Genomic DNA, 25,774 nt, shown 5'->3' with positions numbered 1-25,774 from the left:
AAGCATACCGGCTGCAATCGATAGACGCACGTTATCAGACTGTGTGTGTGTAGGAGCGAGCTTGCTCGCGAAAAACCTGAGACCGCCTCGGGGTGTCAGGCTTCAAGCGTTATCGTTGACGACCATCGCGAGCAAGCTTGCTCCTACCGCCGGCGTTTTTCCAGCGAATAAACAAAGGGTGCAACAATTTCGATTGAGCCGTTAGTCAGCATATCTGCCGGCGGCTTGGGTAGCGGTTGGGCCCGGCGGATCATTTCCAGGGTCGCCCGGTCCAGATCCGCAGTACCGGAAGCACCCACCAGTTCGAACGACAGCACGTTGCCTTCGGCATCCACCACAAAGCGCAGCCGGTTCATGCCTTCCTTGCCCCGTGCCTGTGCACTGGCCGGGTACTTTTTGTACTTGGCCAGGTGGGCGAGCAGGGTGCCTTGCCAGCTGGCCTTGGCGGCCAATTGAGCAGGGGACGGACCAGGAGCAGGCTGGGCGGATTTCTCCGTCGGGGCCTGAGTCGGTTGTGCCTCGCTCGGTTTGGCTTCCGACGGTTTTTCCTTCGGCGGCTCGGGCTTTTTCTCTACCGGTTTGGGCGGTTGCGGCTTCGGCTTGGGTTTTACCGGCTTGGGCACGGCAATCTCGGCCTTCGGCGCTTCGGCAAGCTTGGGTATCGGCAGTTCTTCGACCGGAGTTGGCGGCTGCGGTGGCGTGACGACCTTCGGCGGTGCAGGCGGTGGCGGGGCGGGAACCGGTGCCAGTTCGACCATCATTGCCTGGGGCGGCAATTCGATGGGCGGGTGGGCAGTCCAGTTCACGGCCAGCGCGATCGCCAGGGCGTGAACGCCCAGCACGATGGCCAGGCTACCGCTGTAACGCGTCAGCTTATGGCGCGTAGTGATCATTTCTTGGCTGCCGTCTCGAGTCCGACCAGGCCCACCTTCAGGTAACCGGCGGCACGCAGGTTGTCCATCACGCTCATCAGGTCGCCGTAATCCACGCCTTTATCGGCCTGGAAGAAGATCGTCGTGTCTTTCTTGCCCTGGGTCCTGGCGTCGAGCGTGGCGCCGAGTGCTTCGGCCTTCACTTCGTCTTCGCCCAGGAACAGGCGCTGGTCAGCCTTGACGCTGAGGAACACCGGTTTCTCCGGCCGTGGCGCCGGTTTGGCGGTGGACGCGGGCAGGTCGACCTTGATGTCCACGGTGGCCAGCGGAGCCGCCACCATGAAGATGATCAGCAGCACCAGCATCACGTCGATGAACGGCGTGACGTTGATTTCGTGGTTTTCGGACAGATCGTCGTCTGCCCCTTCTTTCAAATGCAGGCCCATGGCCGATTACCCCACTTTCACCATGTGCGGTTTCGAGCTGCGCTCAGGCTGGTGGTCGAGGTCGCGGCTGACCAGCAGCAGGACTTCTGCCGACGCATCGGAGACCTGCGCTTTGTAACCGGCGATGGAGCGGGCGAACACGTTGTAGATCACCACCGCAGGGATCGCTGCAACCAGACCCAAAGCGGTCGCCAGCAGGGCTTCGGCGATGCCGGGGGCGACGACGGCGAGGTTGGTGGTCTGGGTCTTGGCGATGCCGATGAAGCTGTTCATGATGCCCCATACGGTACCGAACAGGCCGACGAACGGCGCGGTGGAGCCGATGGTGGCGAGGACGCCGGTGCCGCTGCTCATGTTGCGACCGCAAGCCGCTACCAGGCGCTCAAGGCGGAAGCTGACGCGTTCCTTGATGCCTTCTATCTCGCGGCTGCTGGCCGACAAACGCATTTCTTCCAGGGCGTCATGAACCAGCAGGTTGGCCAGCGTGCCTGGTTTGGTCGCCGATGCGCTGGCCTCCTTGAGCGTGGTGGCTTTTTTCAGGTGCACGATTTCATTGCGCAGACGACGCTTGGCGCCCATCAGCTCGAAGCCTTTGGCGATCCAGATGGTCCAGGTGATGATCGAAGCGATGGCCAGGCCGATCATCACGATTTTCACGATGATGTCGGCGTTCTGGTACATGCCCCACGGCGACAGGTCATGGGCCATGCCCAGGGTGTTGTCGGCTTCGAGGACTTCGGAAGCGTCTTCACCGATAGTGTCTGCCGGTACTGCCTGGGCAGGATCGGTTGCGACCGGCGTCACTGCCGGGGTGGCGTGGTCGGTCGGGGCAGGTGCGGCGGCGGCAGCCGGGGCGGCAGGGGCTTGTGCATCAGCAAAGGCGGCGGTCGGCGCCAGCATCAGGCTGAGTAGCAGGGCGGCCGCCGCGCTCCAGGCGCGAGGTCGTTTGGTTGGCGAAGCGGAGAGTTGATTACGTGTCATGCTGGGCCGGACCTGAGGGAAAAAGACGGTTAATGTTCTTCCAGGCCTCGTAAGGCCGAGAACAAAGTGGTCCGTATTATTGCAAGTAATTCTTGTTAACAGAAGTAATAGAGTATCTTTTTTTCCTTCATTCCTAGCCGCTCGTCCACTGCCAGCGCTGGTTTGTCCATTTTCGAGGAGAGTTTTCTGATGTCCGCGCCCTCTGTTTTGATCGCCGGTTGCGGTGATGTCGGCAGTCGTCTGGCCACGCAATTGCTGGCTGGCGGGTGGGAAGTCCATGGCCTGCGCCGTGACGTTTCACGCCTGCCCGACGGGGTTGTCGGGGTGGCCGGCGACTTGTTCAACAAAGACTGCCCAGCCACCTGGCCGGTCGGTGCGGTGGATTACCTGGTGTACTGCGCGGCCGCCACCGATCACGATGAAGCCGGTTACCGGGCCGCTTATGTCCAGGGCTTGCAGCATGTGCTGGAGTGGCTGGACGACTATGGGCAGGTGCCCAATCGCTTGCTGTTCGTTTCCAGCAGCAGTGTCTACGGCCAGCAGCAGGGCGAGTGGATTGACGAGGCTTCGCCAGCCGTGGCGACGGGTTATTCAGGGCGTGTGATGCTCGAGGCCGAGCAGGTTGCCCTTAATAGCGGCATTCCGGCCAGCATTGTGCGTTTGACCGGCATTTACGGTCCGGGCCGTGAGAAGTTTCTGACCCAGGTGCGCCAGGGTTATCGCGTGGCGGTCGATCCGCCGTTGTATGCCAATCGGATTCATGCAGACGACGCTGCCGGATTGATGGCGTTCCTGCTTGAGGCCGATCGACGTGGTGTGGCGATGGATGATGTCTACATCGGCGTCGATGACGCGCCAGCCGCGTTGGCGGATGTGGTGGGCTGGTTGCGCGAGTATCTGGGTGTGACCGAGTGGGCAGACGACGCCAGCGTGCGCCGCACCGGGAGCAAGCGTTGCAGCAATGCGCGGGCGAAGGCGTTGGGTTGGATGCCCAAGTATCCGAGTTTTCGCGAGGGTTATGCCGCGATCATTGAAGGGCGTTGCTGACCTGAAAACGCTACAAGCCCTTGTAGGAGCGAGCATGCTCGCGATGGGCGTTAACGATAACGCTGGAAACCTGACGCCCCGCGGCGCTCTCAGGTTCATCGTCGGAACGCCGCCCGGAGCATGCTCGCTCCTACAGTGACTCTGTGTTGCTTACTGCTTTTCCAGCAACCACTTGCGATTGCCCGGTGTGTACTGGGGCATTTCGTCTGCCTGGGCAGTATTCACAGCCTGGAAAATTTCCAGTTCCTTGCCTTTGCGCGCAAAGATCCAGGGGTTTCCCTGTCCGTTGAGTTGCAACCACATGTTGTCGTTGCCACCGCTCATCGACGCACAGTCACCTGCCAGGCACAGGGCATAGCGATCGGCTTCCGGCAGTCCGATGACCTGGCCGTCGGCCTGGAACTGCACGCTATTGCCTTCGCCGGGGCCGCTGACGACCTTCCAGCTACCGCCCATATACGCCGAGTACAGCGCGCGTTCGAAACTGGCACCCATCGGTGCGCCATCCGGAACCTGAATCAGCGCCCGGTCGAAGACCTGCTCGGGTTCGTTGTCGCTGGCGGCCTGGCTCAGTTGCTTGCCGTCACGCTTGAGCTCGCTGGCAGAGCTGCCATAAAAGTCGACTTTCCAGGCGCCGGACTGTTCGCCCAGCAACGTGCCTTCGACATTTTCAAAACCATTGGTGTAGCGGGCCTGACTGGCCTTGGTGTTGACGTCCCACTCCAGGTTCGGGCCGTAGGCCTGGAGGGCTTCACGCAGGGGGCTGCCTTTGGCTGCAGCATCGATCGCCGCCTGGTTGATCCAGGTGCCGCTGATGTCACGGTCGGCAGGGTCGCTGGCACATCCGCTCAAAAGCAGGGCGAGCAGCGAGAGAACAAGCGCTTTGCGCATGGTGGAATCCTTTCAGACTTTCTTTACTGCAGAGCAGTCGGCGCAGCCATGGGCTGCGCCAGACGCGTTACTCGATGACCAGGATGGCATCCATTTCAACCTGCGAACCCTTTGGCAGGGCCGCTACGCCGATGGCGGCGCGGGCTGGGTAAGGCTGGTCGAAGTACTTGCCCATGATCTCGTTGACCTTGGCGAAATGGCTCAGGTCGGTGAGGAAGATGTTCAGCTTGACGATGTCCTTGAACGAACCACCGGCGGCTTCAGCCACGGCCTTGAGGTTCTCGAACACCTGGACGGTCTGGGCTTCGAAGCCTTCGACCAGTTCCATGGTTTTTGGGTCCAGGGGAATCTGGCCCGACATGTAGACGGTGTTGCCAGCCTTGATCGCCTGGGAGTAAGTACCGATGGCGGCCGGGGCCTTGTCGCTGGTGATAACAGTCTTGGTCATTGATGACTCCTTGTAAGAGGTGGCTACGTTGGCGAGCTACGCGCGCATGCGGGTGATGCGAATCACGCCGGTCAGGGCGCGCAGTTTCTTGATCACGCGGGCCAGGTGCACACGGTCGTGTACGCTGACCACCAGTTGGACCACGCTGATGCGACCATCGCGTTCATCCATGCTGATTTTTTCGATATTGCCGTCGGCCGCGTTGACGCTGCTGGCCAGCAGGGCGATCAGGCCGCGCTGGTGTTCCAGCTCGACGCGCAGTTCGACGTTGAATTCGCCGGTGACATCCTTGGCCCACGAGAGCTGGATGCATTTTTCCGGGTTGTGGCGGATTTCGCTGATGTTGCGGCAGTTGTCCAGGTGCACGACCATGCCCTTGCCCGCGGACAGGTGGCCGACAATCGGGTCGCCCGGGATCGGCGTGCAGCACTTGGCATAGCTGAGAACCAGGCCTTCGGTGCCGCGAATCGCCAGCGGACCTTCCGGACTTGGCAACTGCTCACCTTCGCCCAGCAGGCGGCGAGCCACCACATAGGCCATGCGATTGCCCAGGCCGATGTCTTCAAGCAAGTCTTCGATCACTTCGAGGCGGTACTCGGCGAGCATCGCTTTCACGCGCTCTGCCGGGATTTTTTCCAGCGAACTGTCGAAACCGTTGAGCACCTTGTTCAGCAGGCGTTCGCCCAGGCTGATGGACTCGGAACGGCGCTGCAGTTTCAGCGCATGGCGAATGTGGGTGCGCGCCTTGCCGGTGACCACGAAGTTGAGCCACGCCGGGTTCGGCCGTGCGCCCGGAGCGCTGACGATCTCGACCGTGGAGCCGCTTTGCAGCGGTTCGGACAGCGGCGCGAGGCGACGGTTGATCCGGCAGGCAATGCAGCTGTTGCCGACGTCGGTGTGCACCGCGTAGGCGAAGTCGACCGCCGTGGAACCCTTGGGCAGCTCCATGATCCGGCCTTTGGGCGTGAACACGTAGACCTCGTCCGGGAACAGGTCGATCTTCACGCTTTCGATGAATTCCAGCGAGTTGCCGGCCCGTTGCTGCATTTCCAGCACGCCTTTGACCCACTGGCGGGCGCGGGCGTGCGTGCCTTTTGGCTGCTCGTCGCCGCTGGATTTGTACAGCCAATGGGCGGCGATGCCGTTGTTGGCCATCTCTTCCATTTCCCGGGTACGGATCTGGATCTCGATCGGAACACCGTGCATGCCGAACAGCGTGGTGTGCAGCGACTGATAGCCGTTTGCCTTGGGGATCGCGATGTAATCCTTGAAGCGCCCCGGCAACGGTTTGTACAAATTATGTACAGCGCCTAGAACGCGGTAGCAGGTATCGACCTTGTCGACGATGATCCGGAACGCGTAGACGTCCATGATCTCGTTGAAGGCTCGACGCTTGCCGCGCATCTTCTTGTAGATGCCGTAGAGGTGTTTCTGGCGACCGCTGACCTCGCCCTGGATTTCATCAATCGCCAGGCAATGGCTGAGGGATTCTTCAATCTTGTTGACGATTTCCTTGCGGTTGCCCCGGGCGCGCTTGACCGCCTGGTATATCCGCGCGGAACGCATCGGGTGCATGGCCTTGAAGCCAAGGTCTTCGAATTCTATGCGGATGGCGTGCATGCCCAGCCGGTTGGCGATGGGTGCATAGATTTCCAGGGTTTCCTTGGCGATGCGCCGGCGTTTTTCGCCGGACAGCACTTCCAGTGTCCGCATGTTGTGCAGGCGGTCGGCCAGCTTGACCAGGATCACGCGAATGTCGCGGGCCATGGCCATGGCCATTTTCTGGAAGTTTTCAGCCTGGGCTTCGGCCTTGGTCTCGAAGTTCATCTGGGTCAGTTTGCTGACCCCGTCGACCAGTTCGGCCACGGTTTCGCCAAATTGCGCTTGCAACGCTTCCTTGGCAATGCCGGTGTCTTCGATCACGTCATGCAGCATGGCCGCCATCAGGCTCTGATGGTCCATGTGCATGTCGGCAAGAATATTCGCCACCGCGAGTGGGTGCGTGACGTACGCCTCGCCGCTGCGGCGGCGTTGGCCGTCGTGGGCTTGTTCGGCGTAGAAATACGCTCGGCGGACCAGGTTGACCTGGTCTTTGCCGAGGTAGGTCGATAAGCGATCGGCGAGGGCGTCTATGCTCGGCATGATGACTCCTGCCGAAAGCTGTGTTCCCGCGCCGTGCTACGTCGACCAGGCATAGGCTTAGACGGCCTCGTTGGACTCGTCCTCGAATGCAGCGAAAAGCGGTTCATCTTCAACGATTTCGGCTTCGGCGATAGCTGCGTAGTCGATCAGGCCTTCAGCGATTTCACGCAGGGCGACGACGGTAGGCTTGTCGTTTTCCCATGCTACTTTCGGCTCTTTGCCGCCGGTGGCCAGTTGACGGGCACGCTTGGTAGAGAGCATGACCAGCTCAAAGCGGTTATCCACGTGTTCTAGGCAGTCTTCAACGGTTACGCGGGCCATGGTCTTCCTCGTAGCAAATGCAATATGCGCGCTGCCCGGATGGGCGAGCGGACTCAACAGTTTAAAAAATCACCAGCGATTAGGGAAGCGCTGATTTTTTGACCAAGCCCTTCAACGCGCTACAAGTGCCAATGTAAAGCCCTTGCAGCTGTTTTGGGAAGAGCTCTTTAGCCGAGCAGTTCAGCCAGCAATTTGCCAAAACGTTGCTGCTGGCGTTTCTGTTGCAGCTGATTAGCGCGGAAAATCGCCTTCAGGTCGTCCAGCGCGTGGGCGAAATCGTCGTTGATAATCAGGTAGTCGTAGTCGACGTAGTGGCTCATTTCGCTGACGGCTTCGCGCATGCGGCCTTCGATGATCTCGTTGCTATCCTGGCCGCGGTTATCCAGGCGCTGGCGCAGGGCCTCCTGGCTCGGCGGCAGGATGAAGATCGAGCGCGCCTGGGGCATCAGTTTGCGCACCTGCTCGGCGCCCTGCCAGTCGATTTCCAGGATCAGGTCGTGGCCTTCGTCCAGGGTCTGCTGCAAGTGGCTCTGCGAGGTGCCGTAGAGATTGCCGAACACCTCGGCGCGCTCAAGGAAATCGCCGTGCTCGATCATCTTCACGAACTCTTCGCGCGAGACGAAGTTGTAGTTCACGCCGTCCACTTCGCCCGGACGCATGGCGCGGGTAGTGTGGGAAACGGAAACCTGGATCTGCGGCTGGGCGTCGATCAAGGCCTTGACCAGGCTGGTCTTGCCGGCGCCCGAAGGCGCGGAAATGATGTAGAGAGTGCCGGTGCTGTGGGTCATGTGGGGTTTGCCTTACTCAATATTCTGCACTTGTTCGCGCATCTGCTCGATCAACACCTTGAGGTTGACCGCAGCCTGGGTGCTGCGCGGGTCGAAGGCTTTGGAGCCCAGTGTGTTGGCTTCGCGGTTGAGCTCCTGCATCAGGAAGTCCAGGCGCCGCCCGGCGGCACCGCCGGACTTGAGCACCCGGCGAACTTCGATGATGTGAGTGCTCAGGCGATCCAGTTCTTCGGCGACGTCGCTTTTTTGCGCGAGCATGACCATTTCCTGCTCCAGGCGCTGCGGGTCCATCTCGGCCTTCATGTCGGCGAAGCGGTCGAGCACTTTCTGGCGCTGGGTGGCGAGCATCTGCGGAACGAGCTCGCGCAGGGTCACCACGTCTTCTTCGATGGACGTCAGGCGATCGTTGATCAGCCGCGCCAACTCCGCGCCTTCGCGCTCGCGGCCGGCCTTGAGCTCTTTGAGGCCCTGGTTGAACAGCGCCAGCGCCTCGGCGTTCAGCGCTTGCGGGTCGGTCGCATCGCCCACCAGTACGCCTGGCCACGCCAGGACTTCGAGCGGGTTCAGTGCCGCCGGATTCTTGATCAGGCTGGCGATCGTCTCGGCGGCTGCGACCAGTTGCGCCGCGCGTTCCTGGTCCACTTGCAGCGGTTTGCCGGTGTTTTCTTCGGTGAAGCGCAGGGTGCATTCGAGCTTGCCCCGCGATACGCCCTGGCGCAGGGCTTCACGCACAGCGCCTTCAAGGTCGCGAAAGGACTCCGGCAGGCGCAGGTGGGGCTCGAGGTAGCGGCTGTTGACCGAGCGCAGTTCCCAGCTCAGGGTGCCCTGGACCCCGGCTTTCTCGACGCGGGCGAAGGCGGTCATGCTGTGCACCATGGAGGTACCTCGCAATGCAGATCGGCGCGCAACTGACGTTCCGGCCATCCGATATCAATGAATTTAAGCCGACTGGCAACAAAGGCGCAGGATTGTAGCGCAGTGGCGTGGATGCGCCCAAACACACGGTGTGACAAAGGCCTGCAGGTCGTCGGCAGCGGGCTGTGCAGAGCCTTCGCTCGTCCGAGGATTTTTTTAGAAGTGCCCAGTCGTGGCTGGCGGCTCTATAATGCTCCGCAGTTTTCCGTCCCCGTACAGGTATCCCTTATGAAACGTCCAAGTGGTCGCGCTGCCGATCAGCTCCGCTCGATCCGCATTACCCGCAACTACACCAAACACGCCGAGGGATCCGTACTGGTCGAGTTCGGTGACACCAAGGTCATCTGCACCGTCAGCGTCGAAAACGGCGTGCCGCGGTTCCTCAAGGGCCAGGGCCAGGGCTGGTTGACGGCCGAGTACGGCATGCTGCCGCGCGCTACCGGCGAGCGTAACCAGCGTGAAGCCAGCCGCGGCAAACAAGGCGGCCGTACCCTGGAAATCCAGCGCCTGATTGGCCGTTCCCTGCGCGCTGCGCTGGACATGACCAAGCTGGGCGACGTCACCCTTTACGTTGACTGCGACGTGATCCAGGCTGACGGTGGTACGCGCACCGCATCCATCACCGGCGCCATGGTTGCCCTGGTCGATGCCTTGAAAGTGATCAAGAAGCGCGGCGGCCTGAAAGGCGGCGACCCGCTCAAGCAAATGATCGGTGCGGTGTCGGTGGGCATGTATCAAGGCGAGCCTGTGCTCGACCTCGACTACCTGGAAGACTCGGCTGCCGAGACCGACCTGAACGTGGTGATGACCAGCACTGGCGGCTTCATCGAAGTCCAGGGTACTGCCGAAGGCGCGCCGTTCCAGCCTGAAGAGCTAAACGCCATGCTGGAACTGGCGAAACAAGGCATGAACGAAATTTTCGATCTGCAGAAGGCTGCACTGGCTGACTGATCGGAATGCCACAGACAAGGAGGACGTCATGAGTGACGAGCAGCAGTTGCTTCCCGTGCCGAGCAAAGAGGTTCGGCAGTGGGCAATGTTTTGTCACTTGTCCGCCTTGCTTGGGATCTGGATTCCGTTCGGCTCGCTGATCGGCCCGCTGGTTCTGTGGCAAATGAAGCGCGAGATGGACCCCTTCATCGACGCGCAGGGCAAGGAGGCGCTGAACTTTCAGATCACCGTCGCCATTGCTTCTGCCATTTGCTTGCTGCTGATGCTGGTGATTATCGGGTTTTTCCTGTTTGGCCTGGTGGCGATCGGGGCGTTGGTGTTGACGATCATTGGTGGTGTGAAAGCCAATGAAGGGGTGCCTTATCGGTATCCTTTCACGTGGCGATTGATCAAGTAAGCCAGGCAAAGAAGGCTCGCTTTAAAGTAAATGCCCCGACATGCCGGGGTATTTTTTTGAATTCACTTTAGTCACAAACTGCAATGGTTCCGTTCGGGCTATATGCTTGGCAATGAGACTTGGCGATTGATAAAGTTGCGCCACGTAATATTTACTAAGAAATATTTCGATACATTCAGACCATTGAGGGTCCCTGAATCTAAAACCAATCAGTGTTGAGAGCAATCAACCTGTTCTTGAGGCGTGTCCAGGTAAAAAGTTCGCCCATGAATGTTTACCCAAGAATACCCTGAATGATTCAGCTCGATTTTTATGGAACACTTGTCGCCGCCTCTTTAGTACTGTTACTGGGGCGAGGTCTTGTTGCGCGTGTCGGTTTTTTACGCACTTATAATATTCCGGAACCTGTAGCGGGTGGTCTGGTTGTTGCCCTGGTTCTTTTGGCCTTGCGAAGCCTTGATATTCAAGTTCGATTTGATACCTCACTGCAAACTCCGTTGATGTTGGCGTTTTTTGCCACCATTGGTTTAAGCGCAGACTTTGCCAGTCTGAAGAAAGGCGGGCGGGTAGTGGGGATTTTCCTGCTGGCGGTCACCGGACTCCTGGTGGTCCAGAATGCCATGGGCATCGGACTCGCGACGACGTTGGGGCTCGATCCTTTGATGGGCTTGCTGACGGGCTCGATTACCCTGGCGGGCGGTCACGGTACAGGCGCTGCGTGGGGAGCGACGTTCAGTGAGAAGTTCGGACTGGCGTCTGCCTCTGAACTTGCAATGGCCTCTGCGACGTTTGGCTTGGTGCTGGGCGGTTTGATTGGTGGCCCTGTCGCTCGCCTGCTAATCAACAGGGTTCAGGTACCTGGCTGTGATCAAGAAAAGCCACGGCTGCCAAAGGGCTTCGAGCAACCGAACAAGGAGCGTTCGATCACGCCATTTTCGTTTATCGAGACACTCGCGCTGATTTCGGTCAGCTTGCTGGCAGGCTCCCTGCTCAATAGTTTGCTTCACGAAACCGCGTTTGAATTGCCGACGTTCGTTTGCGTGTTGTTCGTGGGCGTACTTTTACGCAACGGGCTTTCAGCGCTTGGCTTGTATCAGGTATTTGAGCGTGAAGTCTCGGTGTTGGGGAATGTCAGCTTGTCGCTGTTTCTGGCGATCGCACTGATGTCGCTCAAACTGTGGGACCTGGCTGCACTGGCTTTGCCGTTCTTCATTATCCTGGCTGTGCAAACGTTAGTCATGGCACTGTTTGCGATATTCGTGACGTTCAGGGTCATGGGCAGTAACTACGATGCGGCAGTACTGGCGGCAGGGCACTGCGGTTTTGGACTGGGTGCCACGCCAACTGCCATCGCTAACATGCAGGCGGTGACACAGCGCTACGGACCGTCTCAGATAGCGTTCCTGGTGGTGCCGATGGTGGGGGCTTTCTTCATCGACATCATTAATGTGATTGTAATTAAGATGTACCTTGCGTTGCCGTTGTTCGCCGCTGTTTGAAGTTCAGGCTACGTAATGCCATAAGAAAAATGCCCGTATCTTGCGATACGGGCATTTTCTTTAATCAGCAAGGCTTAGATCGTGAGCGTCCAGTCGTAGTCCACGATCAGCGGCGCGTGTTGCGAGAAACGTGGCTGACGTGGCAGGCGCGCACTGCGTACGAAGCGGCGCAGGCCCGGGGTCAGGATCTGGTAATCGAAGCGCCAGCCGAGGTTGAGCATTTCGGCCTGTTCGTTATCCGGCCACCAGCTGTACTGGTCGCCTTCACGGCTGACTTCGCGCAGGGCATCGACGTAACCCATGTTGCCGACAATCTCGTCCATCCAGGCGCGTTCAGGCGCCAGGAAGCCCGGGGATTGCTGGCTGTCACGCCAGTTCTTGATGTCCAGCTTCTGTTGCGCGACGTACAGCGAGCCACAATAAATGTACTCGCGGCGTTTGCGCCGCTGCTTGTCCAGGTACTTGGCGAAGTCGTCCATGAGCTTGAACTTCTGGTTCAAGTCCTCATCGCCGTTCATTCCGGAAGGAAGCAGCAAAGTTGCAATACTGACTTTGTCGAAATCTGCTTGCAGGTAGCGCCCGTAGCGGTCGGCCGTCTCGAAACCGAGACCGCTGATGACAGCCTTCGGTTGCAACCGCGAGTACAAAGCCACGCCGCCTTGGGCGGGAACTTCGGCGTCGCAGGCATAAAGGAAGTATCCATCCAGTTGGAAGGCTGGATCGTCCAGTTCAAAGGCGGAGGCACGGGTGTCCTGCAGGCAGATGACGTCGGCATTCTGTGCCTGCAGCCAACTGAGCAAACCTCGCTCGACTGCAGCCTGAATACCATTGACGTTCACACTGATGATCCGCATAAATGGCCCCAAAAATCGCGTGCGTGTATGATACACGGCGTCAACCTAATTAGCTAAATCCGTGGTATTTGGGGTTTTTTTCATGCAAGCGTATCAGCGCGATTTCATTCGTTTTGCCATCGATCGCGGCGTTTTGCGCTTCGGTGAGTTCACGCTGAAGTCCGGGCGCACCAGTCCTTACTTCTTCAATGCGGGCCTGTTCAATTCGGGTTCGGCCCTGGCGCAGCTGGGTCGTTTTTACGCCGCAGCCATTGCCGAAAGCGGTATTGCCTTCGATGTTCTGTTCGGCCCGGCCTACAAGGGCATCCCTTTGGCAGCGACCACTGCAGTGGCATTGGCCGAACATCACGGTCGTGACCTGCCATGGTGCTTCAATCGCAAGGAAGCCAAGGCTCACGGTGAAGGCGGTAGCCTGGTCGGCGCACCGCTGACCGGCAATGTGCTGATCATCGACGACGTGATTACTGCTGGCACCGCGATCCGTGAAGTGATGCAGATCATCGCCTCCCAGGACGGCGCCAAGGCAGCCGGCGTGCTGATCGCCCTGAACCGTCAGGAGCGTGGCAACGGTGAGTTGTCAGCGATCCAGGAAGTGGAGCGTGATTTCGGTATTCCGGTGATCAGTATCGTTTCGCTGAACCAGGTGCTGGAATTCCTCGCCGACGATCCGCAACTCAAGCAGCATTTGCCGGCCGTAGAGGCCTACCGCGCCCAATTCGGCGTTTAGTGCGCGGACCTGTAGGAGCAAGGCTTGCCCGCGATGAACGATAACGCGGTGCATCAGATACACCGCGGTGCCTCAATCGCGGGCAAGCCTTGCTCCTACAGGGATCGAGGGCAAAAAAAGACCCCGTTCAGTCAGACCGAACGGGGTCTTTTTGTGTGCGCTATCGCTTAAGGACGCTTGCGATTGCTGATCAAGGTGCCCACACCGGTGTCGGTGAAGATCTCCAGCAGAATCGCATTCGGTACCCGGCCATCAATGATCAGCGAACTGCCCACGCCGCCCTGGACCGCTTCCAGTGCGCAACGGATCTTTGGCAGCATGCCGCCGTAGATGGTGCCGTCGGCGATCAGGTCATCGACCTGCTGGGTGGTCAAGCCGGTCAGGACCGTGCCCGACTTGTCCATCAGGCCCGCAATGTTGGTCAGCAACATCAGCTTCTCGGCTTTCAGCGCCTCGGCCACCTTGCCGGCCACCAGGTCGGCGTTGATGTTGTACGACTCGCCATTGGCGCCAACGCCGATTGGCGCGATCACAGGGATGAAATCACCTTTGACCAGCAGGTTCAGCAGATCGGTGTTGATGCCGACGACTTCGCCGACATGGCCGATATCGATGATTTCCGGGGTGGTCATCTCCGGCGTCTGGCGGGTGACGGTGAGTTTCTTCGCACGAATCAGCTCGGCGTCTTTGCCGGTCAGGCCGATGGCGCTACCGCCGTGACGGTTGATCAGGTTGACGATGTCCTTGTTGACCTGGCCACCGAGGACCATCTCCACCACGTCCATGGTCGCGGCATCGGTAACGCGCATGCCGTCGACGAAGTGGCTCTCGATCGACAGGCGCTTGAGCAGATCACCGATTTGCGGGCCGCCGCCGTGAACCACGACCGGGTTGATACCCACGGCCTTCATCAGCACGATGTCGCGGGCGAAGCCGGTTTTCAGCTCCTCGCTTTCCATCGCGTTGCCGCCGTATTTGATCACCAGTGTCTTGCCGACATAGCGGCGAATGTAAGGCAGCGCTTCGGACAGGACCTTGGCGGTGTTGGCGGCGGCTTCGCGTTCGAGGGTCATTCAGGGCTCCGGGTGAATCAGAACGGTAGTTGGAGATCAGGTGCAACACGCTTCAACTGGACGTGGAAAACGTCTTTGATGCGCTGCAATTCAGCCTCGTCATCGGCCTCGAAACGCAGGACCAGCACCGGTGTGGTGTTGGAGGCGCGAACCAGGCCCCAGCCTTTGGCATAGTCGACTCGCACGCCGTCAATGGGGGTCAGGTCGGCGCCTTCACCCCACTTCGCGTCGTGCAATGCATCAATGATGCTGAATTTGCTCTCTTCGGTCACATGGATATTGATTTCCGGCGTAGAAATATCGTTCGGGAAGGTCGCGAACAACTCTTCGGCGGTGGATTTTTCTTTGCTGAGGATTTCCAGCAACCGCGCGGCGCTGTAAATGCCGTCGTCGAAACCGAACCAGCGCTCCTTGAAGAAGATGTGCCCGCTCATTTCGCCGGCCAACAGGGCGCCGGATTGTTTCATTTTCTTCTTGATCAACGAATGACCGGTTTTCCACATGAGCGGACGACCACCGTATTCCTTGATCAGGGGGATCAAGCGTCGGGTGCATTTGACGTCGAAGATGATTTCCGCATTCGGGTTGCGCGCCACCACGTCGCGGGCGAACAGCATCAGCAGGCGGTCCGGAAAGACGATGCTGCCGGTGTTGGTCACCACACCGACGCGGTCGCCGTCGCCGTCGAAAGCCAGGCCGATATCGGCGTTGGTTTCCTTGACCTTGGCGATCAGGTCGACGAGGTTTTCAGGCTTGCCCGGGTCCGGGTGATGGTTGGGGAAGTTGCCATCGACTTCACAGAACAGCGGGATGACTTCGCAGTTCAACGCTTCGATCAATTGCGGGGCGATCACGCCGGCCGCGCCGTTGCCGCAGTCCACCACGACTTTCAGGCGACGGGCCAGTTTGATGTCCTGGACGATTTCGGAAGTGTAGCGGTCGAGGATCTCGACCCGGGTGATGCTGCCCTTGCCGCTGCTCAGGTCGTTGGTCTTGAGGCGGTCATGGAGGGCCTGGATCTGTTCATTGGCCAGGGTGTCGCCGGCAATGACAATCTTGAAACCGTTGTAATTCGATGGGTTGTGGCTGCCGGTGAGCATTACGCCGGACTTGCCGGCCAGTATGTTGGCGGCGTAGTACAGCGCCGGGGTTGGCACCAGGCCGACGTCGCTGACGTGGCAACCGCTGTCGGCCAGGCCTTGAATCAGCTGTTCAACCAGCTCCGGACCGGACAGGCGACCGTCACGACCAACGGAAACGTTAGGTTCATCCTGGGCCAGACTCTGGGCACCGATGGCGCGACCGAGCCAGTAAGCCGTTTCGGCGTTGAGAAATTCCGGGACGGTGCCGCGTATGTCATAGGCGCGGAAAATACTGTCGGGGAACTTGGGGGCAACGCGGACTGGGGTGCTCATCTGGGGAAATGCTCCATCTTGAAAGTGGCTGGACTGGCCGGCGAATGACTCGTCGGCAGGTTCAAACTGAAAGGTATGACGGCGTTTTTCGCGCAGAGTTCGTGGTGCGAAAAGGCCATGCCAGCAACGCGAGCGGCTTTTGGGCCGGTCAATCCCTTGATTTCAGGCGTTTCCCCCGTAGGAGCTGCCGCAGGCTGCGATCTTTTGATTTTGATCTTTAAAGTCAAAAGATCGCAGCCTGCGGCAGCTCCTACAGGAGGTAGATCAGGTATCAGTGGCTGCCGGAATGACCGAAGCCGCCGGTACCACGCTGGGTTTCGACGAACTCTTCAACCATCTCGAAATGCGCCTGCACCACTGGTACCAGCACCAGTTGCGCCAGGCGTTCGCCGACGGCCATGGTGAAGTCGGTCTGGCCACGGTTCCAGCACGAGACCATCAGCGGTCCCTGGTAGTCGGAGTCGATCAGCCCGACCAGGTTACCCAGGACGATGCCGTGCTTATGGCCCAGGCCGGAGCGCGGCAGGATCAGCGCCGCCAGGTTCGGGTCGCCGATGTAGATCGACAGGCCGGTGGGGATCAGTATCGTTTCACCCGGCTTGATCACGATGTCCTGCTCCAGCATGGCGCGCAGGTCGAGGCCGGCGGAGCCTGGCGTGGCGTACTGCGGCAGCGGGAATTCGGTACCGATGCGGGGGTCGAGGATCTTGGCTTGCAAAGCGTGCATGTAAATTAAACCTGGTTCAGACGTTCGGCGATAAAAGTGATCAGCTGGCGAGCAATCTTGCTCTTGCTGGTCTGGGCGAAGAGTGTGGCGTGAAGTTCACGGTCGATCACGCTGCAGGCGTTTTCTTCGCTATTGAAGCCAATGCTCGGGTTGGCGACGTCGTTGGCGACGATCAAATCGAGGTTCTTGTCTTTCAGCTTGCGGGCAGCGTAGTCGAGCAGGTGTTCGGTTTCGGCGGCGAAACCGACACTGAACGGACGGTCGGGGCGTGTGGCGATGCTGGCCAGGATGTCCGGGTTGCGCACCATTTGTAGCAACAAGCCGTCGCCGTTCGTAGGATCTTTCTTGAGTTTCTGAGGTGCGACGACTTCCGGGCGGTAGTCCGCGACCGCTGCTGAGGCGATAAACAGGTCGCAAGGAATCGCGGCTTCGCACGCGGCGAGCATGTCGCGGGCGCTGACTACGTCAATGCGCGTGACACGGTCCGGGGTCGGCAGATGCACTGGGCCCGTGATCAGGGTTACGCGGGCGCCGGCTTCAACCGCCGCTTCGGCCAGGGCAAAGCCCATTTTTCCGGAGCTGTGGTTGGTGATGTAGCGCACCGGGTCGATGTTTTCCTGAGTCGGGCCGGCGGTGATCAGCACGTGCTTGCCGGTCAGTGCCTGACGCTGGAAGCAGTCTGCCGCGCATTGAGCCAGCTCCGTGGCTTCGAGCATGCGCCCCAGGCCGACGTCGCCGCAGGCCTGGCTGCCCGAGGCCGGACCGAAGGCCTTGATGTCACGGCTTTCGAGGGTTTGCAGGTTGGCCTGGGTGGCCGGGTCGCGCCACATGGCCTGGTTCATCGCCGGAGCGACGGCAACCACGGCGTCGGTGGCCAGCACCAACGTGGTCAGCAGGTCATCGGCAATGCCCTGGGCCAGGCGCGCGATCAAATCGGCGGTGGCGGGGGCGATCAGCACCAGATCGGCCCATTTGGCCAGTTCGATGTGGCCCATCGCGGCTTCGGCCGCCGGGTCCAGCAGGTCCAGGTGGACCGGATGCCCGGACAGGGCCTGCATGGTCAGCGGAGTGATGAACTCAGCGCCGCCACGGGTCATGACCACGCGCACTTCGGCGCCCTGATCGATCAGGCGGCGAACCAGGTCGGCGCTCTTGTAGGCAGCGATACCGCCGCCGACGCCCAGAACAATGCGTTTCCGATACAGCCGCTGCATAGGCCTGCCTTTCATTTCGTTGATGACTGCGTTGCGATACCCCCTCCCCAGGAGTGAAATCGCCCGCAAAAAAGATGGGCTACGATATCACAGCGACCGCTACGGAACAGCGGCGCCCACAGACAGGGAGGTGCTATGAGTATTCGCGATTGGCCGGCGGCGGAACGGCCGCGGGAGAGGCTGCTAGAACAGGGCTCGGGAAGTCTTTCGGACGCCGAGTTGCTGGCGATATTTTTACGCACCGGCGTGGTGGGCAAAAGTGCCGTAGATCTGGCACGACACCTGCTGAATCAGTTTGGCAGCCTGCGTTTGCTGCTGGAGGCCGATCAGGAAACGTTCAGTAAGCAATTGGGGCTCGGGCCGGCAAAATTCGCGCAGTTGCAGGCTGCTCAAGAAATGAGCAGGCGCCATTTGGCCGAGCGTGCGCGCGCAAAGTCGGCGCTGGAAAATCCGCAGGCGGTGCGTGAATACCTCAAATCGATGCTGCGCCATGAACCTCACGAGGTATTCGGCTGCCTTTTTCTCGACTCCAGGCATCAGGTGCTGGCGTTTGAGGTGCTGTTTCGCGGCTCGATCGACAACACCAGCGTCCATCCGCGGCAAGTGGTCAAGCGTGCGCTGGCTCAAAATGCTGCGGCATTGATCCTTCGCGGTTATGTCGTCAACGGAAATGTTGTAACTGGCCAAAACCCCTGCGCTAGAGGCTTTTGGTCTTTGCTGCCAAAAGCCCTGATGTAACAGTAAAAGTGTTGCATTTCATCAATTGCCGGCCACGCCAAAGGGACGGCCGCTGGCGAGTCGAATGTTCTATAACTCTGCCGCAAGTCATCTTCGACTGGTCGTGTAAACCTATTTTTAGCACTGTAAACCATAGTAGTTAACAAGTCATAAAAGCGGTTTACACGCTCCAGAAATCTGTTATAGCGAGCTCGCATCAGTCATCTCATCCGTCGCAATCGAGAGCTGGCTGGGCAGCTATCGCGTGACGCGTATAGATAAGGGATTGGCGGTCAGAGGCAGGCACACATTTGATTAGCGCTTTGGGGCGTCAAGTGGGTATACCTCCGCCAAAAAAAACTTACATAAATAAGTCGTTCGTTTAAATCAGTAACGCTTGGCAGGATTCGATCCAATCATAAGGTAGTGATGCCGGCTTGCTCGCAAGCAAGGATTTCCAGACCTTTGTAATAGCCTCGGTCGGCCACCACCGTCAGCAACTCAGCGCCGGTCTCTTCACGCGCCTGGTTCGCCATATTGCTCAGTTGCCCACGGTCATTACCAACGTTAGTCACCTCATGGGCAATGATCAGATGGTGTTTGTCGTCGATAGCTGTTTGTACGTTGTAGCCAACCGTTCCGGTGCCTCGGCCGCTCGTGGCCATTGAGCGTACAACTGGGTCTGTGAGGGAGATCTGCTGGTCTGGACTGTCGTGGAGCTGCACCTCGATGTCCTTGAGTTTCTGCATCTGCTTTTCAGTGTTTCTATCTTTTCTTTAAGTCGCTCTGCTTTGGCCTCGGCCACTTCGGGCGTTACCCGATCCGCCGAATCCATCGCCGCCACATATCGATCAATGCTCTGCTCGATCTGCTGCATGCGTGCCTTCACCTTGCCCTGAGTGAAGTTGCGGTCGCGATTATTGACGGCTTTGAATTTTCTGCCGTCGATGGCGATGATCGACTGGGAGAAGAGATCGAGGTTACGGCAAAGAACTACGAACTCGCGGCATACGCTGCGAATGGCTTTGCCGTTGTCTTTGCGAAAGTCGGCAATGGTTTTGAAGTACGGAGCCAAACGCCCCGTTAGCCACATCAACTCGATGTTGCGCTCGGCCTCACGCTCCAGCCGCCGGCTGGACTGAATCCGATTGAGATAGCCGTAGATATAGATCTTCAGCAACACCGCTGGGTGATAGGCCGGACGACCCGTTGCAGCAGGATCGACACCCTCAAAACCAAGTGCGCCCAGGTCGAGTTCATCGACGAAAACATCGACCACGGGCACTGGATTTTCTTCGGCTACGTAATCGTCCAGACACTCCGGCAGCAAGGTGACTTGCGTCCGAGCCTCACCTTCAATAAATCGCTTCATGATCGCCCCCGCTACGATCTCGACGATCAGAAGATTAGACAATTACGGGAGTTTTCACACAGCCTGGACCCGAAGCTGACGGTGGTGGTTGGCAGTTATCGGCTCCGGGAGTGCGCTAGGCTTATCCTAGCTTTCCGCATTCCCGGCCTGATCTGCCGCAAAAAACCAAGCCTCATAGCATAGTCTATGCTGAATTTGCATGTCGTCGCCGGCGGCCGCAGTGTGGACCTTTCGCAGACGGGTAATACTTCGGAATGCGTACTGAGGATCTGTTTGCCAACGTTGATTTTGTCGAGAATGTCCAGCACCTGCTGTATTGGCAGGCGAGGCGTTTTCCGGCGTTGCAGGCACACTTTGACGATCTGGTCAGTATTTCACTGCAAGACCTGTGGCAGTTTGCGATACGCCGACCGGACGTATTCGCCGGATTGGAACCGGTGGGCGGATGGGCGCCTTCGGGGGAGGTCTGGGATGGTGTTGCGCGCATCGCGCGAACGATTCTGTCGCGAAGAGCGATTGATTTCTACCGACAACATGCGGCCATGTGGGCCGACGAGGTCCACGTAACCGAGAACGTTGTGAATGAGGTTCGAAGCAATGAGCCGACGCCTGCGCGACAGCATTTGCTGCGGCAGATGATTCAGATCTGCATGGCCGAACTCGCTCGATCGCCCGCTGCGGAGCGCGAAGCGCTATTTAGCGTGCTTGATCAAACCCGCGATAGCACGCCACTCGGAGACGCCGAACGCCAGCGGATCTCGCGATTGCGCAAGCGCTTGGCTAACGCAATCCTAGTGCGACTAGGTGAAAGTGCGCGGTCGTTATTAGCATCGGATCTTTGGGACGATTGATGGAGGTAACGCTTTGTGACCACAGCTCCGGCCAATCCTATTCTACAGATCGTGCACATAACAGATCTGCATTTTCATGTCGGGTCGGCACCGCAGAACGATCAGTTAGTGCTGAATTTGATTAAAATATTGCCCGTTAGTTACCGTAAAAAAAAATTTCTCCTGGACTACTGGGAGGACGGACGTGCGGGGCACGCCTTGGACGCTCTCTTAGAGTTCGAGTCCTTTCTGACGGGTAAACCGACGCGCAACGCCCCCACAACACCAAAGTCGTACCAGGATGGCGTTAGTGTGCTGCAATGCGCAACGATACCGACGTGGCTCGTAGACACAGGTGACATGTCGTCAATTGGTGATGACGCTTCAGTTAGAAGAGAAAAGGCATGGGTGGACCAGATCGCCAATCTGATGGGAGCAACGAAGACGATCAGGCTCTACGGAAACCACGATGCGTGGCCTCAGAAGTTCCCCCTCATTGCTAGTTCAAGGGAAATCTCTGATCATCGGTCGCAATTCCGGAACACCCATTTCCCGCAATCATTGCCTCTGAACCCCGAGTCTATTGCGCTGGGTTCTACCGGCAATTGCATTGATCTGTATAGCCTGAACAGCGTGATACATGATCGTAAGCTGAATGTAAGAGCGCGTGGCCATATCGGACTCGATCGGCACTGGGGCGGAAACGGTGCGAAGGATCAACTGTCCGAATTACTAAGACTGGTCGCCGCGCGTGGAAAAGCCTTTCGGATTCTGTTATCGCATCACCCGATTCACTACCCGCCTCCGGTCCCCCTGTTGAACATGTCGCTGTGCGATGCGCAAAATGTCGGGACGAAGCTTATCAACCAGGGCACCGTGCCACTGGCGCATCTCGTGCTAAGCGGACACACTCACGGCCTCTTTCCCAAGCACGGCGCGTTGCCGCCCAATGCGGGAACACCCCATCACCCTCCGCTTGGCCGGCATCAGTTGCAACTGATTGTTGGCTCACTGTCGAAGGCGGTCCGCGGCGCGCCACCGCCCGTATATGACGTGAACACCGAACCTCATCAATGCCAAGTGCTGCGTTTTTTTGAAGTGCCTAATCATCCGGACAGTATCGAGTTGCGGCGCGCCCTTATAGGCCGAAACAACGGGACTGGGCCATTTAGATTCATGGAATTGCCCTCAAAAAGCCCCCAAATTGAGTTTTGGGAGTCGACGCTCCTGAATTTCTAACGCTCGCGAGTTTGTACATGGCTGAGTTGGGCTTCGTCCTCTTGAGGGCTGGGCGTAGACAGCAGAGACTCGACATTGACAAGGAACAAGAGGGTCGAGGGGCGCGAAAGTGCGAAGCGCCTGTATAGGTCGCCGAGCAGCGACCAAGATTCCTCTCTGTATTCGTCGATTACCGAGGTGATTAGTAAGGAAAGTCCGGAGGCTTTGTCCATGCCGCTGCGTTCGAATTCAATCAAAGCCGTTGCCACCGTACGGGCTAGATCGCGTGAACGCATCTCCAACCAGTATGGGAGGGGGTCGTTGAGGGAGGAGTCGATCTCCCGCGAGAGCGCCTGTTCCAGCGAGTGGCGCCAAGCAATATTCTCCTCGGTCTCCTCCGAATCTACCCCAGCCTCGCTCGCGCTATCGAGCAACGACTGCAGTGCGAGTCTGGCTTCCGCCTCTAGTGCAATCGCACTGTTTATTGCGGTCTCGCGGATCGCGGCTCGCTGTAGTACTGCGAGTGATTCGGGCAGCAGCAGTTGGATCAACTGATTGAGCTCAACGGCTGTAGCGTTGAGCACGTCGGGCTGATGCACCAAGTCCTCGGGGACGTCATCATATTGTGCTCGTCTTTTCAAGAGAGCCTCCTTAGGCTAGATCCCAAAATCGGGTGCCCACACCTTATATATCGAATGGAAGGATGATTCGTGACAGAGGCGACCTAAACCAAAGCTCAGAATTCAGAAGTTTGGGTTTGAAAAAGCAATGGATGTGCAGCATCTTGTGGTTACTTGATTCTGCGCTGGCGTAGCCTCGTTCCTTAGAGGTTTTGATGCTAAGTATCCGCCTTGGCGCTGTAAATTTCCGCTGATTCCGTTCACACAAATGACTGGCTGCTATTGGCCCAGAGTGTGTAAAAACGCCTACGCGAACCCTTGCTATGATTTCTGAGGATTTCATCGCAGGGATCGCCCATGAAGCGCTTTATCCAAGGTGAGCATCGAGGCCAAGGCACCTTACTTCCCGAGAGCCTCGACGACTACGTCAGTGATACCAATCCGGTGCGCGTGGTCGACGTCTTTGTCGACGAACTTAACCTGGTCAATCTAGGTTTTGAAGGGGCCATTCTCGCCGATACTGGCCGGCCTGCTTACCACCCCGCGATCTTGCTGAAGATCTACATCTACGGCTATCTCAACCGCATCCAGTCGACCCGACGTTTGGAGCGAGAAGCCCAACGCAACGTCGAGCTGATGTGGTTGACCGGGCGGTTGATGCCTGACTTCAAGACCATCGCCAACTTCCGAAAAGACAACAGCAAGGCCATCCGAGGCGTCTGTCGCCAGTTCGTTGTGCTGTGTCAGCAGTTGGGACTGTTTGGAGAAAATCTGGTCGCCATTGATGGCAGTAAATTCAAAGCAGTCAACAACCGCGATCGCAATTTCACCAGCGCCAAACTGAAGCGGCGCATGGAAGTAATTGAATCGAATATCAACCGTTTCCTGGCGGCACTCGATGCTGCCGATCGGCAAGAACCCAAAGCTTCCGAGCCCAATGCCGGGCGGCTGGAAGAGAAAATCGCCAAGCTCAAAACTCAAATGAAGGAGCTTCAGGCGATCGAAATCCAGCTCAATTAATCGCCGGATAAACAGGTCTCACTGACCGATCCAGACGCCCGTACCATGATGACGCGCGGCACAGGAATCGTCGGCTACAACGTGCAGACAGCGGTCGATACTCAGCACCATTTGATCGTTGCACATGAGGTGACCAACGTCGGTTCCGACCGCGATCAACTCAGTTCAATGGCCAAGCAGGCCCGCGAGGCGATAGCGTTAGAAACGTTGTCGGTGGTGGCGGACCGAGGTTACTTCAAAAGCGAACAAATCCTGGCTTGTCACGATGCCGGCATCACCGCCTATGTGCCCAAACCGATGACCTCTGGAGCCAAGGCTGACGGGCGTTTCAATAATGATGAATTCGTCTATGACGCAGCAAAAAACGAATACATTTGCCCCGCTGGAGAGGCTTTGATATGGCACTATTCCTACGTTGAAAAAGGGCTGAAGTTGCACCGTTACTGGAGTTCGAAATGCCAGGGCTGCGCGTTGAAAGCGCAGTGCACGCCGAGCACGGAACGACGAATTCGGCGCTGGGAACATGAAGCCGTATTGGAGGAAATGCAGCTTCGCTTGGGCAAGGCACCGGAGATGATGCGCGTCCGAAAACGGACTGTTGAGCATCCCTTCGGGACGCTCAAACAATGGATGGGTGCAACGCACTTCCTAACGCGAAGCTGGCCGGGGTGAGTGCGGAAATGAGCTTGAATGTTCTCGCCTACAACTTGAAACGGGTTATGAAAATCGTCGGTGCTAGCGCTTTGATGAAGGCGCTGTCGGCATAAAAGATGCTGATTTTGGCCCATCCCAGAGGCTCTTAAAACCGCGATAACGTGTTCCAGGTCGCGACCGATGCGACTCGAGGCATTGACCGTGCGATCGCTCAGCCAACGAACGTCGATGATCCAAGACTATGATGTCAGAGCATTTTTACACACTCTGGGCCGATAGCTGCATATTGCAAAGAAATGACTGTTTTATCACTGGCGTTTGACTTGGGAGGAGTTGGAGCGTTTGTCAACGATCCGGATCAGGTGGGCGCCTTTGACTATGAGCGAGAGCCTCATGCCACGGGTCAATCAGCTTGGGACGGTGTACTGCAAGTGATACGACCTACTCAAGCGAGAAAGACATTCGAGGAAACGGCAAACCGTGGATTATTCCACATTATGGATGCGCCTTAGTTTTTGGCATCGCCGTTCCAGCCTCAGTGTCGCAAGCAGAGCTATTGCGATGACAGATTTGCAATATACTGATAGGTAACTACAGAAAAGAGATCTCTCATGTCCAAACTCGTTGAATTCCGCCAACTCGAAAAACACCTCGCCGAACAGCTTCAAGCCCTCGAAACCCTGAAAGGCGATGTTGGCCTCAAAAAAGAAATCGAATTTGAGACTAAGTTACGTGCTTTGCTGGGCGAGTACAGCTATGGCCTGAAAGATGTGATTAATCTGCTTGACCCGCAGTCTGTCCGTTATGCTCCAGCTAGTGAGTCCAAAGCCGGTACTCGCAAGCCTCGCCAAGTAAAGGTCTATAAAAATCCTCACACCGGTGAAATCGTCGAAACCAAAGGTGGTAACCACAAAATTCTGAAGGAATGGAAAGCTGAGCATGGTTCCGCGACCGTCGAATCTTGGCTTGCTAAGTGATTTGGTTTGAGTACAAATAAGGGCCCGTCGAGGGCCCTTTTTCGATTTGACGGATCTCCATTATCTTAAAGAATTGCATGTCACTCAGTAACTAAGAGTCTTCAAATTTCGGAAATGATCAAGTCGATGTTGAATGGTTTAGCCACGACAGCGTCAAATAAATCCGATTTTTGTATACCGATGTGTGCTTGAGCGCCACTCATCAGAATGATCGGTAAATGATTAGTTGAAGGAGGGGCACGGACGGCTTCGGCGAATTCCAAACCGTCCATGACCGGCATCATGAAGTCGGTAATAATCAAGGCCGGTCGTTCTCTGTCCAGCACCTCGAGTCCCTTTTGACCATTACTGGCCGTCACCACCATGAACCCCTCATCCTCCAGCGCGAAGCTCAGAATGTCGGCGATCAAATAGGCGCCTCGATTCAGCGGATTTTGATCGTTCGACTGCTTATGAGGATGGCAGTCGGAGTAAGATGGTAAGGGTGCAGCCACGATCAATATCTTCGGAGCGCGCATTCACCAAGCTGCCGTGGGCTTCGATTAGTTACCGCACCAGCGACAGACCGATGGCCAGGCGCTCGCGCTGTCGGGTGGTATGCTAATTTACGCTTGGCTGATAGGTTGAAGACCTCACTTCCAATAACGCCATGTACCAG

General features: G+C 57.9%; 23 protein-coding genes and 4 pseudogenes. 10 read left to right on the top strand and 17 right to left on the bottom strand.

The features are described 5' to 3' along the window. Nucleotides 1–143 precede the first annotated feature (143 nt). From ACA058_RS30545 to exbB, 3 genes are read right to left on the bottom strand one after another with little or no spacing between them, the layout of a single operon-like run. Nucleotides 144–893 (bottom strand): energy transducer TonB family protein, encoded by a 750-nt coding sequence (locus ACA058_RS30545; protein ID WP_497637217.1) that lies wholly within the window; start codon nucleotides 891–893, stop codon nucleotides 144–146. Further along, nucleotides 890–1,318: a TonB system transport protein ExbD gene (exbD, locus tag ACA058_RS30540; RefSeq protein ID WP_008064483.1), complete on the bottom strand. Its 429-nt coding sequence runs from the start codon at nucleotides 1,316–1,318 to the stop codon at nucleotides 890–892. The genes ACA058_RS30545 and exbD overlap by 4 nt, the downstream gene beginning before the upstream one ends. Before the next feature lie 6 nt (nucleotides 1,319–1,324). Beyond that, nucleotides 1,325–2,299: a tonB-system energizer ExbB gene (exbB, locus tag ACA058_RS30535; protein WP_497637216.1), complete on the bottom strand. Its 975-nt coding sequence runs from the start codon at nucleotides 2,297–2,299 to the stop codon at nucleotides 1,325–1,327. 189 nt (nucleotides 2,300–2,488) lie between these two features. Here exbB and ACA058_RS30530 point away from each other — a divergent pair, with 189 nt between their 5' ends. After that, complete coding sequence (locus ACA058_RS30530) at nucleotides 2,489–3,346, top strand: SDR family oxidoreductase (RefSeq protein ID WP_497637215.1); 858 nt, start codon at nucleotides 2,489–2,491, stop codon at nucleotides 3,344–3,346. Nucleotides 3,347–3,496: 150 nt separating this feature from the next. Here the strand turns inward: ACA058_RS30530 and ACA058_RS30525 are convergent, their stop codons facing one another. From ACA058_RS30525 to ACA058_RS30500, 6 genes are all read right to left on the bottom strand, one after another. Further along, complete coding sequence (locus ACA058_RS30525; RefSeq protein ID WP_497637214.1) at nucleotides 3,497–4,237, bottom strand: hypothetical protein; 741 nt, start codon at nucleotides 4,235–4,237, stop codon at nucleotides 3,497–3,499. A gap of 67 nt (nucleotides 4,238–4,304) precedes the next feature. Continuing rightward, entirely contained in the window at nucleotides 4,305–4,685 is a 381-nt protein-coding gene (locus tag ACA058_RS30520; protein WP_003229509.1) for a RidA family protein, read from the bottom strand. 36 nt (nucleotides 4,686–4,721) lie between these two features. After that, a complete protein-coding gene (gene spoT / locus ACA058_RS30515) occupies nucleotides 4,722–6,827 on the bottom strand; it encodes a bifunctional GTP diphosphokinase/guanosine-3',5'-bis pyrophosphate 3'-pyrophosphohydrolase (protein WP_497637213.1) in 2,106 nt (701 codons plus the stop codon). Nucleotides 6,828–6,884: 57 nt separating this feature from the next. Beyond that, complete coding sequence (rpoZ, locus tag ACA058_RS30510) at nucleotides 6,885–7,148, bottom strand: DNA-directed RNA polymerase subunit omega (protein WP_007921129.1); 264 nt, start codon at nucleotides 7,146–7,148, stop codon at nucleotides 6,885–6,887. Nucleotides 7,149–7,315: 167 nt separating this feature from the next. Next, nucleotides 7,316–7,936 (bottom strand): guanylate kinase, encoded by a 621-nt coding sequence (gene gmk / locus ACA058_RS30505; protein ID WP_008062825.1) that lies wholly within the window; start codon nucleotides 7,934–7,936, stop codon nucleotides 7,316–7,318. A gap of 12 nt (nucleotides 7,937–7,948) precedes the next feature. After that, nucleotides 7,949–8,812: a YicC/YloC family endoribonuclease gene (locus tag ACA058_RS30500; protein WP_497637212.1), complete on the bottom strand. Its 864-nt coding sequence runs from the start codon at nucleotides 8,810–8,812 to the stop codon at nucleotides 7,949–7,951. Nucleotides 8,813–9,079: 267 nt separating this feature from the next. Between ACA058_RS30500 and rph the strand changes: the two genes are divergently transcribed. The 3 genes from rph to gltS all read left to right on the top strand — a co-directional run bounded on the left by rph (nucleotide 9,080) and on the right by gltS (nucleotide 11,698). Continuing rightward, nucleotides 9,080–9,802 carry a ribonuclease PH gene (rph, locus tag ACA058_RS30495; protein ID WP_497637211.1) on the top strand — a complete coding sequence of 241 codons (723 nt, stop codon included), beginning with the start codon at nucleotides 9,080–9,082 and terminating at the stop codon, nucleotides 9,800–9,802. 28 nt (nucleotides 9,803–9,830) lie between these two features. Beyond that, on the top strand, nucleotides 9,831–10,199 hold the full coding sequence (locus ACA058_RS30490) for a DUF4870 domain-containing protein (protein WP_497637210.1): 369 nt from the start codon (nucleotides 9,831–9,833) through the stop codon (nucleotides 10,197–10,199). Nucleotides 10,200–10,492: 293 nt separating this feature from the next. Next, nucleotides 10,493–11,698: a sodium/glutamate symporter gene (gltS, locus tag ACA058_RS30485; protein WP_497637209.1), complete on the top strand. Its 1,206-nt coding sequence runs from the start codon at nucleotides 10,493–10,495 to the stop codon at nucleotides 11,696–11,698. Between the two features lie 74 nt (nucleotides 11,699–11,772). On the opposite strand, the gene crc is transcribed toward gltS, so the two are convergent. Beyond that, nucleotides 11,773–12,552: a catabolite repression control protein Crc gene (crc, locus tag ACA058_RS30480; RefSeq protein ID WP_008062840.1), complete on the bottom strand. Its 780-nt coding sequence runs from the start codon at nucleotides 12,550–12,552 to the stop codon at nucleotides 11,773–11,775. A gap of 82 nt (nucleotides 12,553–12,634) precedes the next feature. On the opposite strand from crc, the gene pyrE reads away from it, so the two are divergent. Then, nucleotides 12,635–13,279, top strand: a complete 645-nt coding sequence (gene pyrE, locus ACA058_RS30475; protein ID WP_497637208.1) for an orotate phosphoribosyltransferase — start codon at nucleotides 12,635–12,637, stop codon at nucleotides 13,277–13,279. 167 nt (nucleotides 13,280–13,446) lie between these two features. Here pyrE and argB read toward each other — a convergent pair whose 3' ends face one another. From argB to coaBC, 4 genes and pseudogenes are all read right to left on the bottom strand, one after another. After that, nucleotides 13,447–14,352, bottom strand: a complete 906-nt coding sequence (argB, locus tag ACA058_RS30470) for an acetylglutamate kinase (RefSeq protein WP_008047078.1) — start codon at nucleotides 14,350–14,352, stop codon at nucleotides 13,447–13,449. A gap of 17 nt (nucleotides 14,353–14,369) precedes the next feature. Beyond that, a pseudogene (locus tag ACA058_RS30465) lies at nucleotides 14,370–15,773 on the bottom strand (phosphomannomutase/phosphoglucomutase); the annotation flags it as partial. Nucleotides 15,774–16,038: 265 nt separating this feature from the next. Next, entirely contained in the window at nucleotides 16,039–16,494 is a 456-nt protein-coding gene (dut, locus tag ACA058_RS30460; protein ID WP_497637207.1) for a dUTP diphosphatase, read from the bottom strand. 5 nt (nucleotides 16,495–16,499) lie between these two features. Continuing rightward, nucleotides 16,500–17,708, bottom strand: a complete 1,209-nt coding sequence (gene coaBC / locus ACA058_RS30455; protein ID WP_008054605.1) for a bifunctional phosphopantothenoylcysteine decarboxylase/phosphopantothenate--cysteine ligase CoaBC — start codon at nucleotides 17,706–17,708, stop codon at nucleotides 16,500–16,502. A gap of 135 nt (nucleotides 17,709–17,843) precedes the next feature. On the opposite strand from coaBC, the pseudogene radC reads away from it, so the two are divergent. After that, nucleotides 17,844–18,380: pseudogene (gene radC / locus ACA058_RS30450) on the top strand (RadC family protein); the annotation flags it as partial. 470 nt (nucleotides 18,381–18,850) lie between these two features. Here the strand turns inward: radC and ACA058_RS30445 are convergent. Continuing rightward, nucleotides 18,851–19,797 (bottom strand): annotated as a pseudogene (locus ACA058_RS30445) (IS1182 family transposase); the annotation flags it as partial. Between the two features lie 254 nt (nucleotides 19,798–20,051). Between ACA058_RS30445 and ACA058_RS30440 the strand changes: the two are divergent. Both ACA058_RS30440 and ACA058_RS30435 read left to right on the top strand, forming a co-directional pair. After that, entirely contained in the window at nucleotides 20,052–20,648 is a 597-nt protein-coding gene (locus tag ACA058_RS30440) for an RNA polymerase sigma factor (protein WP_497637206.1), read from the top strand. 15 nt (nucleotides 20,649–20,663) lie between these two features. Beyond that, complete coding sequence (locus tag ACA058_RS30435; protein ID WP_497637205.1) at nucleotides 20,664–21,866, top strand: metallophosphoesterase family protein; 1,203 nt, start codon at nucleotides 20,664–20,666, stop codon at nucleotides 21,864–21,866. Here ACA058_RS30435 and ACA058_RS30430 read toward each other — a convergent pair. Further along, the gene (locus ACA058_RS30430; RefSeq protein WP_497637204.1) at nucleotides 21,863–22,486 is read right to left on the bottom strand and encodes a hypothetical protein; all 624 of its coding nucleotides are present in this window, start codon (nucleotides 22,484–22,486) and stop codon (nucleotides 21,863–21,865) included. The two genes, ACA058_RS30435 and ACA058_RS30430, sit on opposite strands and share 4 nt — an antisense overlap. A 336-nt stretch (nucleotides 22,487–22,822) precedes the next feature. On the opposite strand from ACA058_RS30430, the pseudogene ACA058_RS30425 reads away from it, so the two are divergent. Further along, a pseudogene (locus ACA058_RS30425) lies at nucleotides 22,823–24,252 on the top strand (IS1182 family transposase). A gap of 498 nt (nucleotides 24,253–24,750) precedes the next feature. Continuing rightward, nucleotides 24,751–25,116, top strand: a complete 366-nt coding sequence (locus ACA058_RS30420) for a histone-like nucleoid-structuring protein, MvaT/MvaU family (RefSeq protein WP_497637203.1) — start codon at nucleotides 24,751–24,753, stop codon at nucleotides 25,114–25,116. A 101-nt stretch (nucleotides 25,117–25,217) separates the two neighbouring features. On the opposite strand, the gene ACA058_RS30415 is transcribed toward ACA058_RS30420, so the two are convergent. After that, a complete protein-coding gene (locus tag ACA058_RS30415; RefSeq protein ID WP_497637202.1) occupies nucleotides 25,218–25,634 on the bottom strand; it encodes a response regulator in 417 nt (138 codons plus the stop codon). Nucleotides 25,635–25,774: the final 140 nt, after the last annotated feature.

Source organism: Pseudomonas sp. LBUM1649, assembly GCF_059716155.1.
This window is presented reverse-complemented; position numbering and strand designations above follow the sequence as displayed.

Bases quoted from the DNA above. Each gene is read 5' to 3' on its own strand.
- argB (WP_008047078.1), bottom strand. From the start codon at position 14,352: ATGACCCTCGAACGCGAAGCCGCCGCCAACACCGCCAAGGTCCTGTCC.
- exbB (WP_497637216.1), bottom strand. From the start codon at position 2,299: ATGACACGTAATCAACTCTCCGCTTCGCCAACCAAACGACCTCGCGCC.
- gltS (WP_497637209.1), top strand. From the start codon at position 10,493: ATGATTCAGCTCGATTTTTATGGAACACTTGTCGCCGCCTCTTTAGTA.
- ACA058_RS30440 (WP_497637206.1), top strand. From the start codon at position 20,052: ATGCGTACTGAGGATCTGTTTGCCAACGTTGATTTTGTCGAGAATGTC.
- ACA058_RS30415 (WP_497637202.1), bottom strand. From the start codon at position 25,634: ATGCGCGCTCCGAAGATATTGATCGTGGCTGCACCCTTACCATCTTAC.
- rph (WP_497637211.1), top strand. From the start codon at position 9,080: ATGAAACGTCCAAGTGGTCGCGCTGCCGATCAGCTCCGCTCGATCCGC.
- dut (WP_497637207.1), bottom strand. From the start codon at position 16,494: ATGCACGCTTTGCAAGCCAAGATCCTCGACCCCCGCATCGGTACCGAA.
- rpoZ (WP_007921129.1), bottom strand. From the start codon at position 7,148: ATGGCCCGCGTAACCGTTGAAGACTGCCTAGAACACGTGGATAACCGC.
- ACA058_RS30530 (WP_497637215.1), top strand. From the start codon at position 2,489: ATGTCCGCGCCCTCTGTTTTGATCGCCGGTTGCGGTGATGTCGGCAGT.
- spoT (WP_497637213.1), bottom strand. From the start codon at position 6,827: ATGCCGAGCATAGACGCCCTCGCCGATCGCTTATCGACCTACCTCGGC.
- exbD (WP_008064483.1), bottom strand. From the start codon at position 1,318: ATGGGCCTGCATTTGAAAGAAGGGGCAGACGACGATCTGTCCGAAAAC.
- crc (WP_008062840.1), bottom strand. From the start codon at position 12,552: ATGCGGATCATCAGTGTGAACGTCAATGGTATTCAGGCTGCAGTCGAG.
- ACA058_RS30545 (WP_497637217.1), bottom strand. From the start codon at position 893: ATGATCACTACGCGCCATAAGCTGACGCGTTACAGCGGTAGCCTGGCC.
- gmk (WP_008062825.1), bottom strand. From the start codon at position 7,936: ATGACCCACAGCACCGGCACTCTCTACATCATTTCCGCGCCTTCGGGC.
- ACA058_RS30520 (WP_003229509.1), bottom strand. From the start codon at position 4,685: ATGACCAAGACTGTTATCACCAGCGACAAGGCCCCGGCCGCCATCGGT.
- coaBC (WP_008054605.1), bottom strand. From the start codon at position 17,708: ATGCAGCGGCTGTATCGGAAACGCATTGTTCTGGGCGTCGGCGGCGGT.
- pyrE (WP_497637208.1), top strand. From the start codon at position 12,635: ATGCAAGCGTATCAGCGCGATTTCATTCGTTTTGCCATCGATCGCGGC.
- ACA058_RS30525 (WP_497637214.1), bottom strand. From the start codon at position 4,237: ATGCGCAAAGCGCTTGTTCTCTCGCTGCTCGCCCTGCTTTTGAGCGGA.
- ACA058_RS30420 (WP_497637203.1), top strand. From the start codon at position 24,751: ATGTCCAAACTCGTTGAATTCCGCCAACTCGAAAAACACCTCGCCGAA.
- ACA058_RS30500 (WP_497637212.1), bottom strand. From the start codon at position 8,812: ATGGTGCACAGCATGACCGCCTTCGCCCGCGTCGAGAAAGCCGGGGTC.
- ACA058_RS30490 (WP_497637210.1), top strand. From the start codon at position 9,831: ATGAGTGACGAGCAGCAGTTGCTTCCCGTGCCGAGCAAAGAGGTTCGG.